The sequence below is a fragment of the Lentzea miocenica genome, assembly GCF_033949945.1.
GTDB classification, from domain to species: Bacteria; Actinomycetota; Actinomycetes; order Mycobacteriales; family Pseudonocardiaceae; genus Lentzea; species Lentzea miocenica.
In genome coordinates this window covers 19,088-31,329 of record NZ_JAXAVW010000045.1, presented here as the reverse complement: position 1 = coordinate 31,329, position 12,242 = coordinate 19,088, and the positions used below count along the sequence as shown (strand labels likewise).

General features: G+C 66.9%; 16 protein-coding genes. 10 read left to right on the top strand and 6 right to left on the bottom strand.

Going from position 1 to position 12,242, the window contains the following annotated elements; all coding sequences use genetic code 11:
• Window positions 1-76: 76 nt before the first annotated feature.
• The gene (locus SK803_RS40375) at window positions 77-523 is read left to right on the top strand and encodes a MarR family winged helix-turn-helix transcriptional regulator (RefSeq protein ID WP_319971486.1); all 447 of its coding nucleotides are present in this window, start codon (window positions 77-79) and stop codon (window positions 521-523) included.
• 4 nt (window positions 524-527) lie between these two features.
• Window positions 528-1,319 (top strand): HAD-IIA family hydrolase, encoded by a 792-nt coding sequence (locus SK803_RS40370; RefSeq protein WP_319971485.1) that lies wholly within the window; start codon window positions 528-530, stop codon window positions 1,317-1,319.
• Here the strand turns inward: SK803_RS40370 and SK803_RS40365 are convergent.
• Together SK803_RS40365 and SK803_RS40360 are read right to left on the bottom strand one after the other, a co-directional pair.
• A complete protein-coding gene (locus SK803_RS40365; protein ID WP_319971484.1) occupies window positions 1,316-1,912 on the bottom strand; it encodes a hypothetical protein in 597 nt (198 codons plus the stop codon). The genes SK803_RS40370 and SK803_RS40365 overlap by 4 nt on opposite strands.
• Window positions 1,909-2,658 (bottom strand): Scr1 family TA system antitoxin-like transcriptional regulator, encoded by a 750-nt coding sequence (locus SK803_RS40360; protein WP_319971483.1) that lies wholly within the window; start codon window positions 2,656-2,658, stop codon window positions 1,909-1,911. Before SK803_RS40360 ends, SK803_RS40365 begins: the two co-directional genes overlap by 4 nt.
• Window positions 2,659-2,776: 118 nt before the next feature.
• Between SK803_RS40360 and SK803_RS40355 the strand changes: the two genes are divergently transcribed.
• The 5 genes from SK803_RS40355 (at window position 2,777) to SK803_RS40335 (ending at window position 7,658) form a co-directional block, all read left to right on the top strand.
• A complete protein-coding gene (locus SK803_RS40355) occupies window positions 2,777-3,895 on the top strand; it encodes a helix-turn-helix domain-containing protein (protein ID WP_319971482.1) in 1,119 nt (372 codons plus the stop codon).
• A gap of 17 nt (window positions 3,896-3,912) precedes the next feature.
• Window positions 3,913-4,476 carry an HD domain-containing protein gene (locus tag SK803_RS40350; protein WP_319971481.1) on the top strand — a complete coding sequence of 188 codons (564 nt, stop codon included), beginning with the start codon at window positions 3,913-3,915 and terminating at the stop codon, window positions 4,474-4,476.
• 70 nt (window positions 4,477-4,546) lie between these two features.
• A complete protein-coding gene (locus tag SK803_RS40345) occupies window positions 4,547-5,332 on the top strand; it encodes a metallophosphoesterase (RefSeq protein ID WP_319971533.1) in 786 nt (261 codons plus the stop codon).
• Window positions 5,333-5,346: 14 nt separating this feature from the next.
• A complete protein-coding gene (locus SK803_RS40340) occupies window positions 5,347-6,942 on the top strand; it encodes an AMP-binding protein (RefSeq protein ID WP_319971480.1) in 1,596 nt (531 codons plus the stop codon).
• 323 nt (window positions 6,943-7,265) lie between these two features.
• Window positions 7,266-7,658, top strand: coding sequence for a VOC family protein (locus SK803_RS40335; RefSeq protein ID WP_319971479.1), 393 nt, complete (start codon window positions 7,266-7,268; stop codon window positions 7,656-7,658).
• A 57-nt stretch (window positions 7,659-7,715) separates the two neighbouring features.
• Here SK803_RS40335 and SK803_RS40330 read toward each other — a convergent pair whose 3' ends face one another.
• Complete coding sequence (locus SK803_RS40330) at window positions 7,716-8,090, bottom strand: YccF domain-containing protein (RefSeq protein ID WP_319971478.1); 375 nt, start codon at window positions 8,088-8,090, stop codon at window positions 7,716-7,718.
• A 22-nt stretch (window positions 8,091-8,112) separates the two neighbouring features.
• On the opposite strand from SK803_RS40330, the gene SK803_RS40325 reads away from it, so the two are divergent.
• Window positions 8,113-9,069: a Gfo/Idh/MocA family protein gene (locus tag SK803_RS40325; RefSeq protein ID WP_319971477.1), complete on the top strand. Its 957-nt coding sequence runs from the start codon at window positions 8,113-8,115 to the stop codon at window positions 9,067-9,069.
• On the opposite strand, the gene SK803_RS40320 is transcribed toward SK803_RS40325, so the two are convergent.
• Together SK803_RS40320 and SK803_RS40315 are read right to left on the bottom strand one after the other, a co-directional pair.
• Window positions 9,048-10,253 (bottom strand): Nramp family divalent metal transporter, encoded by a 1,206-nt coding sequence (locus SK803_RS40320; RefSeq protein ID WP_319971476.1) that lies wholly within the window; start codon window positions 10,251-10,253, stop codon window positions 9,048-9,050. The genes SK803_RS40325 and SK803_RS40320 overlap by 22 nt on opposite strands.
• A gap of 63 nt (window positions 10,254-10,316) precedes the next feature.
• Window positions 10,317-10,874: a TetR/AcrR family transcriptional regulator gene (locus SK803_RS40315; protein ID WP_319971475.1), complete on the bottom strand. Its 558-nt coding sequence runs from the start codon at window positions 10,872-10,874 to the stop codon at window positions 10,317-10,319.
• 53 nt (window positions 10,875-10,927) lie between these two features.
• Here SK803_RS40315 and SK803_RS40310 point away from each other — a divergent pair, with 53 nt between their 5' ends.
• The gene (locus tag SK803_RS40310) at window positions 10,928-11,545 is read left to right on the top strand and encodes an HAD family hydrolase (protein WP_319971474.1); all 618 of its coding nucleotides are present in this window, start codon (window positions 10,928-10,930) and stop codon (window positions 11,543-11,545) included.
• On the opposite strand, the gene SK803_RS40305 is transcribed toward SK803_RS40310, so the two are convergent.
• Window positions 11,517-11,720, bottom strand: coding sequence for a hypothetical protein (locus SK803_RS40305; protein WP_319971473.1), 204 nt, complete (start codon window positions 11,718-11,720; stop codon window positions 11,517-11,519). The genes SK803_RS40310 and SK803_RS40305 overlap by 29 nt on opposite strands.
• A 126-nt stretch (window positions 11,721-11,846) precedes the next feature.
• Between SK803_RS40305 and SK803_RS40300 the strand changes: the two genes are divergently transcribed.
• Window positions 11,847-12,236 (top strand): cold-shock protein, encoded by a 390-nt coding sequence (locus SK803_RS40300; RefSeq protein WP_319971472.1) that lies wholly within the window; start codon window positions 11,847-11,849, stop codon window positions 12,234-12,236.
• The last annotated feature ends 6 nt before the right edge of the window (window positions 12,237-12,242 follow it).

The window sequence follows — 12,242 nt, the reverse complement described above, 5'->3', positions numbered from 1 at the left end:
ACAAATAGGGTTTCTCACGTTCCGCCCGTTTGGAGCACCCTCACAAGGAATTGTCTTAGCGGCTAAGATGTTCAACATGGAACCTGAAGTGCTGGATAGGTTCACCTGGTACATGAGGGAGCAGAGCGCGCTCACCGTCATGTTCCACACGAAGGTCGCCGCCAAGATGGGCCTGTCCGCGACCGACGAGAAGTGCATCGACCTGGCCATGAGGGCCGAGGGACCGCTGACGGCCGGCCGCCTCGCCGAGCTCTCCGGTCTCTCCACCGGTGCGGTCACGGGCGTGATCGACCGTCTCGAACACGCCGGTTTCGTCCGTCGTGTCCGGGATCCGCACGACCGCCGCAAGGTCCTCGTCGAGGTCACCATCGGCGACGTGGAGAAGTTCGGGCACCTCTTCGAGGAGGCGCGGCAGAGCCTCATCGAGGTGCTCGGCCACTTCGGCGAGGATGAACTCCAGGTTATCGAGCGTTATCTCCAGCTCCAGATCGCGACGTTCCGCGCCCGCGTGATCGATACTTAGACCCATGTGGCACTACTTGATGGACATGGACGGCGTCCTCGTGCACGAGGAGCACCTCATCCCGGGAGCGGACGAGCTGGTCGCGGAGCTCCGTGCATCCGAGACCCCGTTCCTCGTGCTCACGAACAACTCCATCTACACGCCACGGGACCTCCGCGCGCGTCTGCAGCGCACCGGCCTGGACATCCCGGAGACGTCCATCTGGACGTCCGCGCTGGCCACGGCCAAGTTCCTCGACTCGCAGCGCCCGAACGGCTCGGCGTTCGTCATCGGCGAGGCCGGCCTCACCACCGCGCTGCACGAGATCGGCTACGTGCTGACCGACCGCGACCCGGACTACGTGGTGCTCGGCGAGACCCGCACGTACAGCTTCACCGCGATCACCAAGGCCATCCGCCTGGTCGAGGAGGGCGCGAAGTTCATCGCGACCAACCCCGACGCGACCGGCCCGTCGCGCGAGGGCTCGCTGCCCGCGACCGGCGCCGTGGCGGCGCTGATCGAGCGCGCCACCGGCCGTGAGCCGTATTACGTCGGCAAGCCGAACCCGTTGATGATGCGTTCGGCTCTGCGGGCGCTCGGCTCGCACTCCGAGAACGCGCTGATGATCGGCGACCGCATGGACACCGACGTGCGGTCGGGCCTGGAAGCGGGCCTGTCGACCATCCTCGTGCTGTCCGGCGTCTTCACCGCGGAGAGCGCCGAGATGTACCCGTACCGGCCGACGCGCGTGCTGAAGTCGATCGCGGAGCTCGTCGGTCACTCTCAGGACCCGTTCGGCGACTGGGCGGCCGCCTAGCTCCTTGGCCGCGGCGAGCACGTGGGCGCGCAAAGCAGCGCGTCCGCGTGGTCCTTGGCGTTCGGGTTCAGCCGGTAGGTGAACTCCGGACGACCGTGTCGGCTCTCATCGGTGAGGCCTCGCAGCAGATAGCCCGCTTCGCAGAGTTCGACCAGCGGTGCCCGTACGCTCGTGCGTTCGCTCCATACCCTGTCGAGCAAGGATTTGAGGGTGAAGGTCTGCTCCGGGTACTCGTACATCGCCCTCAGCACCTGCTGATAGGCCCGCCGGGGAGGCAACGGAGACAATGTGCGTGACTCCTCATCCTCCTGCAGCAGGAACGCACGGATCGTCTCTTGGGTGCCTGGTGCGATGCGGCACCGGGCGACATCCCCGGTTTCGTCCTGGGACAAGAGCTGCACAGCGCCGATGCGATCGAGCGTTTTGAGGGCGCCCCGGACGGATGCGTCGGTTCGATGTGGCCCACCTTTCGCGACCTCAGTGGCGGTCAGTTGCGCAGGGAAGCTGTTGAGAAGCCTGCTGAGAATGTGGCGTTTGAGCGCCAACCCTTGCAGTGAAAGCGCGTTCAGGGCGAAGCGAAGCTCGTCGTTCATCCAAGCCGCCCTTCCACGAGTTCTGCGATGAAGTCGGTCGACTCCTCCGCCCCCGACGTTGCACGCTTCAACGCCTCGAATCCCTGCAGCAGCAGTTGGCACGCGACCGGATCTTCGATGTACGAGTTGGAGCATGGTCGCTCCACGAACACGACATCGTCGTGCTGCGGGTGCCGGAAGGACAGAACAGCAAAAGACTCGGTCGCCTGCGGCATTTCGTCGGTGTGACAGCGCAGTACTCTGACACTGATCCGCCCACTTTCGGCCAGCCGCACGATGTTCATGAGGTGGACGCTCTCTGACCGCTTGCCCGCCGCTTGTCTCACGGCGTCCTCGGAGACGAGGATTTCGCTTTGGAGCGGTTCGTCCGCGGACGCGAGACGGGCTGTGTACTCGGGGCTGCGGTGCAAGGGCGGGAGCCCATCTCCGCCGAACTCGCGGAGGATGCTCACCTCGGGGTGAACGTCTCTGACGTCTTCCGCGGCGTTGATGACGAAATCGCCTGCTGCCTGCCGAGCGATCGGCTTCCACGTGGCACTGTTGACGCGGTAGATGAGCGCCAGCGCGATGACTTCGGTTGGGTCAGTCGGATGGAGAGCGTTCTCCATGAGGCTCAGCTTCGCGCCCGAAAAGCCGATCAGGGCGCCTGCGGCGGTCAGGCTCAGACTTCTTTGTTTCCGCCATGTTCTGACAGTTCGACCGACAGATCGCTCGGTCATGGAAGGCCGATAGTCGCGCTTCGTCACCGTTCCAACTTTCCGTAGTCGCTCTGACACATGACGCTACGATCGTGCGAGGCTGCGCAGAACTGACCGACGGTGCGAGTGCGGATTTCTCGACAAGGCGACTGATACGGGAGACCTGATGAGTCGAGCGGCGGCAACATCGACCAGCGGTCAGGGTTCGCGCTCGACTGGTGTCGTGTCGGGCTTCGTGCTCAAGCTGGCGAGGCAAGCGGCCGGACTGACTCAGGAAAGGCTTGCGGAGGCTCTTCCTGTTGACGTGACGACGGTGCAGGGATGGGAGTCGGGGCGCCGTCCGCTCGCCGCGATGAACGCGGGTGATTTCCTCCGCCTGACCTCACGACTGACCAGGCTGGGTGCTCCGGCATCCACGCGCCGGCACCTCACCGAGGCAATAGAAGCCGATCAGGTGTTGTCGACTGCCATCACCGCGGGAAGCACGATTGTCGACGCCGACTGCCACCCGCTGTCCGCCAGCGTGCATCGACGCACGACCACAAACCTGATCACCTGGCCGATCACCGGCACACTTCCTCACCAGTTGCGGGAGTTCACGCCGAAGGTGCCGCGCAGAGGGCCGGTCGCCCTCCATCCGACCTTGTCCGTTGAGCAGCGCTCGCAGTTCTTCGACCACCTGATCGCGATCGCGGAGCAAGGCACCTCCTCCGAGGAGGCGTTGTTGCGTCGGCAGGCGGTCTACCTGCTCGGGTTCGACGGGCGACCTCAGGTCGTGAACTGGTTGCGCGACGAGTGGCGCCGCGCGGGACGCCGCATCGTCCGGGACGGAGACGTCACGGGTCTGCTCGAAGCGCGATCTGCGTCTGTCGCGCTTGCTTCAGCGGGGGAGCCCACGCAGATCCACGACTTCGTTGAGCGGACGGCCGACTCGCACGCCGAAGTGGCGAACCTGAACTACTGGGCCTACTGGATCGGTGACCTGAGCGACGAGCAGACGAACGACGCGTTCATGTTGATCGACGACACGCGTTCGTGGACAGGTGCTCGGCTGCTGACCCACCTGATGGACCGGCTTGCTCCAGAGTCAGCGCACCTGCCGCTGAACCTTCACACGCTGCATGCTCTGGTCGCGTCTCGTCCGATGCTCCTGACCAGCCGGGCTGGTGTCCGCAAGCGGCTTGACGACGTTCTCGACCGTCTGGCGTCGAGTGGCAACCTGACCAATGCAGGCCGTGATCAAGTCGCAGGCCTGCGGTACGCACTGCGCATCGCTGACCGCTGAGAGAGGACCGAACAGACGTGTCAGACCAGGCAGCTGCCGCGCTCGCCGCCTTCGGCTACGAGCTGGGAATTCTCAAGCGCATCCGGCGGTCTGGCTGGTGGCACGCGGGCGTGCGCGACCCGGAGTCCGTCGCCGAGCACAGCATGCGAGTGGCGCAGCTTGCAGCCCTGCTCGCCGCGGAGGAGGGCGCGGACCCGGCACGGGCTTCGTTCATCGCCCTGTGGCACGACACCCAGGAGACGCGGACGGGTGATCTGCCGCACACGATCAGCGGGTACATGACCAAACCTGATCCGCGTCGGATCACCGCCGACCAGACGGCGAGCCTGCCCGAGGCTTCACGCGATGCGGTCCGGGCCGCTGTCGACGAGTACGAGGACCAGCAGTCCGTCGAGGCGTTGTGCGCGAAGGACGCGGACAAACTGGAGATGCTTCTGCAGGCGGTCGAGTACCGGGACGTGGGCGTGCAGAGGGTCGACGGGTGGATCGATTCGGCACTCAAGAGTGTCAAGACCGAGACGGCGCGCAAGATCGCCGAGGCCGCTCTGGCGATCTCCCCGCTCGCCTGGCGCGAGCGCTGATCTGGGCTGACCACTGACGCGCGAGCATCCATCGCTTATCGTCGCGGACGTGGACACGGATCGACGCCCGATGTACGTCGTTGGTGACGTGCACGGGCACCTCGCAGAACTGACCAGAGCCCTGCACGTCGCCGAACTGTGCGACGAGGAAGGGCACTGGACGGGCGGCGAGGCCGAGCTGTGGTTCCTCGGCGACTTCGTGGACCGCGGCCCGGACGGCGTGGGCGTGATCGATCTGGTCATGCGCCTCGGCGAGGAGGCGGCCGAGGCGGGCGGATCGGTCAGCTCGCTGATCGGCAACCACGAGGTGCTGCTGCTCGGCATGCACCGGTTCGGCGACGACCAGGTGCCGGACAGCATGGGCCCGCGGTCGTTCGCGCGCAGCTGGCTGCTCAACGGCGGGCTGCGCAGCGACCAGGACCGGCTGACCGACGAGCACGTCGAGTGGCTGACGACGCGACCGGTGCTGAAGCTGCGCGACGACCACCTGCTGATGCACTCCGACACCGTGGCCTACCTCGAATGGGGGTCCTCGATCGAGGAGGTCAACGAGGCGGTTCGCCAGGTGCTCAAGAGCGACGACCTGGTCGACTGGTGGGAGTGCTGGCGCAAGATGACGACCCGGTACGCGTTCCGGGGTCCGCAGGGTCCCGAGATCGCGGACGAGCTGCTGGCCACGTTGGGCGGCAACACGATCGTGCACGGCCACAGCGTGATCGCCGACCAGCTCGGCGTGACGCCGGAGGAGATCGACGGGCCGCTCGTGTACGCCGACGACAAGGTGCTGGCGATCGACGCGGGCCTCTACAGCGGCGGTCCGTGCCTGGTCGTCCCCTTGCCATACGCCGAAGCCTGACTACGGTCGGGTGGATGACCGCCAGCTACTCCTCGGGCACGTCCGCCGCCCCGCTGCTGGGCGACACGATCCACGCGAACTTCGCCGCGACCGTCGCGCGCTTCGGTGACCGCGAGGCACTTGTCGACAAGGCCACAGATCGACGGTGGACCTACGCCGAACTGGCCGCCGAAGTGGACCGCGCCGCCGCCGGGCTGGTGACGCTGGGAGTCCGCAAGGGCGACCGCGTCGGGATCTGGGCGCCGAACTGCGCCGAGTGGGTGTTCGTGCAGTACGCGACGGCCCGGATCGGCGCGATCCTGGTCAACGTCAACCCTGCGTACCGGGTGCACGAGCTGGAGTACGTGCTGAACCAGGCCGGCATCCACACGCTGGTGTCCGCGCGCACGTTCAAGACCTCGGACTACGCGGCCATGATCGAACAGGTGCGGCCGCGCTGTCCCGAGCTCCAGCACGTCGTGTTCACCGACGATCCACAGTGGACCGGAACGGAGATCCCGGACGTCGAGCTGGACCGCGACGACCCGATCAACATCCAGTACACCTCCGGCACCACGGGATTCCCCAAGGGCGCAACGCTTTCGCACCACAACATCCTCAACAACGGCTACTTCGTCGGCGAGCTGATCGACTACACCGAGCACGACCGCATCTGCGTGGTGCCGCCGTTCTACCACTGCTTCGGCATGGTCATGGGCAACCTCGCCGCCACCAGCCACGGCGCGTGCGTCGTGATCCCCGCCCCGGCCTTCGACCCCGCCAAAACCCTTGCGGCGGTTCAGGAAGAGCGCTGCACCTCGCTGTACGGCGTGCCGACGATGTTCATCGCCATGCTCGACCTGATCGACGGCTACGACCTGTCGTCGTTGCGCACCGGCATCATGGCTGGCTCGCCGTGCCCGGTAGAGGTGATGAAACAGGTCGTCGACCGCATGGGCATGCGCGAGGTCTCGATCTGCTACGGCATGACCGAAACCTCCCCGGTGTCAACACAAACGCGGATCGACGACTCGCTCGACCGCCGAGTGGGGACAGTCGGCCGCGTCGGCCCCCACCTCGAAGTCAAGGTGGTCGACCCGGACACCGGCCTCACCGTGCCGCGCGGAGTGCCGGGGGAGCTGTGCACCCGCGGCTACTCCGTCATGCTCGGCTACTGGAACGAACCCGGGAAGACGGCCGAGGCGGTCGACCAGGCGGGCTGGATGCACACCGGCGACCTCGCGGTGATGGACGACGACGACTACGTGAACATCACCGGCCGCATCAAGGACATGGTCATCCGCGGCGGCGAGAACATCTACCCGCGGGAGATCGAGGAGTTCCTCTACACCCACCCGGACGTGCTCGACGCCCAGGTGATCGGCGTGCCCGACGCCAAGTACGGCGAGGAGCTCATGGCCTGGGTCCGCCTGCGCGAGGGCGCCGCACCGCTGACCGCCGAGGCCGTCCGGGAGTTCTGCACCGGGAAGCTGGCCCACTACAAGGTGCCGCGATACGTGCACGTCGTGGAGGAGTTCCCGATGACGGTCACGGGCAAGGTCCGCAAGGTGGAGATGCGGGCCAAGGCCGTGGAGCTGCTGAGCCTCGACGACAACACCCGCCACGCCTAGCGAGGGTCGCCGCACGATCACGCACGAGTGGGGCGGCGGAGGCAGGCCCTCGTCTCGACGTCTCGACACCGTGGTCGGCGTGGCCCGCGCAGGCGTCAGGTTCTCGCGGACAAACGTGCGCGCGGACGTGTCCGAGGACGTGGTCGAAGGCGCCACGACGGGTTCGATCACTCGGCCGCGAGCACGGCGAGAAGCGGAGTGTTCACGGAGCGAAATCGTTCCGCCGATCAACTATCTCCGCAGGTCACGAACGGGTGAAAGGGCACTTGTGCATCCGGTGTGACGCGCGCAACATCGGTGGATTCCGTCGAAGGAGGCGCCCCATGCTCACCGCCACCAAGACCACCACGATGCTGCCCGTCGAAGACCCGGAGCGGGCCGGGCGCTTCTACACCGACGCGCTCGGGCTCAAGCCCGTCGCCACGGCGCCGGACGGCACGCGGATCTTCGCGCTCGGTCAGGGCGACGCGCTGGGACTGATGCCTGCGGAGAAGGGCGCGCAGACCGGGCACACCGTCATCAGCTTCGAGGTGCCGGACCTGGAGTCCGAGATCCGCGAGCTCGAGGACAAGGGCGTGCACTTCGAGGACTACGACCTGCCCGACTTCAAGACGGTCAACCACATCGCGGTCATGGGCAACGAGCGCGCGGCGTGGTTCACCGACACCGAGGGCAACATCCTGTGCCTGCACGAGCTGCTGGGCGACGAAGCCTGACAGCCGTGCCACTGAGTGATCTCCCGCTTCCCGCCCCCGACGGGAAGCGGGAGATCCTCACGGGACGTCGACGATCTCCTTGCCCAGCGGCACCAGCGAGACCTTCACCAGCTTGAAGTTGGCGACGCCGAGCGGGATGCCGATGATCGTGATGCACAGCGCGATGCCGGTGACGATGTGGCCGATGGCGAGCCAGAGGCCGGCGACGATGATCCAGATGACGTTGCCCAGCAACGACCCGGTGCCCGCGCCAGGCTTCTCCACGACCTCCCGGCCGAACGGCCAGAGCGCGTAGTTCGCGATCCGGAACGACGCGATGCCCCACGGGATCGTGATGATCAGGATGCAGCAGATGAGGCCGGCGACCGCGTAGCCGACGGCCATCCAGAACCCGGCGAGCACCAGCCAGATCACGTTGAGGATGAGGCGCATGCTTCCAGCCTAAGCTCACCTCATGAAGTGGGGTGTGATCGCAACGGGCGGAATCGCGCAAGCTGTTACCGCCGACATGCTGAAAGTCGAGGGCGTCACGGTTCTCGCGGTGTCCTCGCGCGATGTCACGAAGGCGCAAGCGTTTGCCGAGCGGTTCGGCATCGAACGCGCGTACGGCGACTACCGCGATCTGCTCGCGGATCCGGACGTCGACGTCGTCTACGTGGCCACGCCGCACGGCCAGCACCACGAGGTCACGCTCGCCGCGCTCGACGCCGGCAAGCACGTGTTGTGCGAGAAGGCCTTCGCTCTCACGGTCGCCGACGCCGAGGAGATGGTCGAACGGGCGAGGTCGAAGAACCTCTTCCTGATGGAAGCCATGTGGACGCGGTTCAACCCGTTGATCCGCAAGGTGCACGAGGCCGTCCGGAACGACGAGATCGGCGAGGTCCGGATGGTCCGCGCGGACTTCGGTTTCGCGCACGCCTTCAACCCCGACGACCGGCTCTGGGCGAAGGAGGCGGGCGGTGGCGCGATGCTCGACCTCGGCGTCTACCCGGTCGCGTTCACGCATCAACTTCTAGGCGTACCAACGCACATCCGCGCGCACGGCAGCAAAGTGCCGACCGGAGTGGACGCTGAGGCCGGCATCCTCCTGGCCTACGACAACGGTGCGCACGCCCTGCTCGGCTGCTCGCTCGTCGCCGGGATCGGGTGTGCCGCCACGATCGTCGGCACCAAGGGGCGCATCGACATCGCCGACCCGATGTTCAACGCCACCAGGGCGACCATCAACGGCGTCGAGCACACCATCGAGGACGAGGGCTACACGCACCAGATCCGCGCGGTCGAGGAGTCCGTCGCCGGCGGCCTGACGGAGCACCCGTCGATCACCTGGGCGAACACCCTGGAGGTCATGCGCACGCTGGAGGAGGCCCTGCGCCAGCTCGGCGTCTCCTACGCGGAGACTGTCAAGTAGATCAGCGCGACGTTCAGCACGACCACCGCGAACGCCACCACGCACGCGGCCGCGGTGACCGAGCGCCGGTTCGTGAAGGATCCCATCACGGATCGGCGCGCGGTCAGCCACACCAACGGGATCAGCGCGAACGGGATCCCGAACGACAGCACGACCTGCGACAGCACCAGCGCGAACGTCGGATCGACGCCGAACGCCAGGATCGCCAGCGCGGGCACGAGCGTCACCAATCGGCGTGTCAGCAACGGAATCCGCACTCGCAGCAGACCGTCCATCACCACCGCGCCGGCATAGCAGCCGACGGCCGTGGACGCGAAACCCGAAGCCAGCAAACCCAGAGCGAACAGCAGCGCGATCCCGCCGCCCAGCTGGGCCGAGACGGCCGCGTGCGCTCCTTCGAGCGTGTCCACGCCTTCCTCGCCCTGCAACGCCGAAGCAGCGAGCAGCAGCATCGCCATGTTGACCGCACCGGCGAGCAGCATCGCGACGACGACGTCGATCTTCGTCGCGCCGAGCACCGACGGGTTCTTGCCGTGCCGGTCGCGCGCCAGCGCCGAGTGCAGGTAGACCGCGTGCGGCATGACCGTGGCGCCGAGCATGCCCGCCGCGAGCAGCACGCTGTCCGCGCCGTCGAACCGCGGCACCAAGCCGGAAACAGCCCCGGAAACCGACGGTGGTGCCACGAAAAGTCCCGCCATGAACCCGACCGCGATGACGATCAGCATCGTCGTGATCACGCGCTCGAACGGCTTCTGCCCGCGTTTGTCCTGCACCAGCAGCAAAATCGTCGACACGACACCGGTGATCACACCGCCGAGCAGCAGCGGGAGGTCGAACAGCAACGCCAGCGCGATCGCCCCGCCGAGCACCTCGGCGAGATCGGTGGCCATCGCGACCACCTCGGCCTGGCCCCAGTACGCGAGCCGCACCGGGCGGGGCAGGTGGTCCCGCACGGCCTCCGGCAACGACTTCCCGGTCACGAGGCCGAGCTTCGCCGACAGGTACTGCACGAGCCCCGCCATGACGTTCGCGACGACGAGCACCCACACCAGCAGGTACCCGTACTTCGCGCCCGCCGCGGTGTTCGTGGCCACGTTGCCGGGATCGACGTACGCGATCGCGGCGACGAACGCCGGACCGAGCAACGCCGCACCCGCGCGCAGGCGCGTCGAAACAGCGACCACCGGACACCTCCCCTTGCTGCAAGTTTATTGCAACAAGGGGTCACCTACTCGCGGATTGTGGTCTCAAGCACCTCGGGGAAGTGCCTCCAGCATCGTTCTGGCCACCCCGACGACGGCGTCCATCGCGCTGTCGAGGTCGCCGCTCGGCATCAGCAGGTGGCTCAACGCCAGTCGCACGGTCGTCTCGGCAGTGAGCCGCACGTGCCGGCCGGGAAAGTGCTCGGTGAGGTGCCGCTCGACGACCTCGGTCGCGTGGAACAACACCGGATGGCCGCGAATCGTCAGGAACGGCAACAGGTCCTCGGCGTCCTGCCCGGTCAGCACGGCGGAGACCAGCCGGTCCTTCTCGGTCCGTTCGAAGGTGTAGCGGAACGCCGACCGCATCGCCTCCCACGGGTCGGGGTTCTCCTTGAGCCGCGTGACGATCCCGGAGAGGTACTCCTCCGTCTGATGCGCCGCGACGGCCTGGACGAGCCCTTCCTTGTTGCCGAACTCGTTGTAGACGGTCTGCCTGCTCACCCCGGCGCGGCTGGCGACCTCGATCATGCGCAGCCCGTGGAAACCGTGGGCCGCGAGCAGGTCCGCGGCTGAGTCCAGTAACTGCTCGGTGATGTCGCTCACGCGCTCAGCTTTTACACAGTTATGGGTTTTGTAAAGACGTAGAGTGAGGTTCTGTGCCGTTCACCGTGGGTTTCGACCTGGACATGACCCTGATCGACCCGCGACCTGGCATGGCCGCCGTGCTGAACGAGGTGGGCGCCCGCACCGGCCACGCCCTCGACGGCGAGCACTTCGCGGCGAACCTCGGCCCGCCCCTCGACATGACCTACCGCGACATGGGCGTGCCAGAGGAGGAGATCCCCGAGCTGGTCACGCTGTTCCGCGCGCTGTACCCGGACCTCGTGATCCCCGGGACGGTCGCGCTGCCAGGGGCGGCTCAGGCGTTGCAGTGCGTCCGGGAGCTCGGCGGGCACACCATGGTCGTGACCGGCAAGTACCGCAAGAACGCCGCACTGCACCTGGAAGCGCTCGGCTGGGAGGTCGACCACCTCTACGGCGAGCTGTGGGCGACGGGCAAGGCCGAGTCGCTCAAGCTGCACGGCGCGGCGGTCTACGTGGGTGATCACGTCGGCGACATGCGCGGGGCGGCGGCCGCCGGAGCGCTGGGCGTCGGCGTCGTCACGGGGCCCTGCTCGCGAACCGAGCTGGCAGAGGCGGGTGCCGCGGTCGTCCTGGAGGACCTGCGCGAGTTCCCGGACTGGCTCAGGACTTCTTCCGGCGTGCTTTCCTGACCACCGCGATGATCCCGAGCGCCAGGCCGATCGCGGGGGCGTAGGTCGCGATCACGTTCAGCCACACCGGCAGGTCGCTGTGGCCGGTGGCGAACAGCACGAAGACCACGATGATCGCGAGCACGCCAACGGCGAACACGCCCACTGCCAGCGGCATCAGTTTCACTGCGGTCATGGTCAGCAGCGTAGTCGCGCTAACGGAGGTGCCCTCCGCCTGGTCTTCTGGCTACTCTGGTGGGACGCGTCCTGGGTACGCCTGGGGCGCGTTCGTTGTGCGACAAGCTTGGGAATGGTGAGCGCGGTGCCGACCGGCAAGGTCAAGTGGTACGACACGGAGAAGGGCTTCGGATTCGTCACCCAGGACGGTGGCGAGGACGTCTACGTCCGCAAGGCGGCGTTGCCTCCGGGTGTCACCGGTCTGAAAGCCGGCCAGCGCATCGAGTTCGGCATGGCGGAAGGCCGGCGTGGCCCGCAGGCGCTGTCCGTGCGCCTGGTCGACCCGGCGCCGTCCGTCGTGGAGGCGACCCGTCGTCCCGCGGAGGAACTGCACGGCCTGATCGAGGACATGATCAAGCTGCTGGAGAGCAAGGTGCAGCCTGACCTGCGCCGCGGCCGATACCCGTCGGACAAGAAGAGCATGAAACTCGTCGCGGAGGTCGTCCGGGCGGTGGCGCGGGACATCGATCCGTAAAAGGAT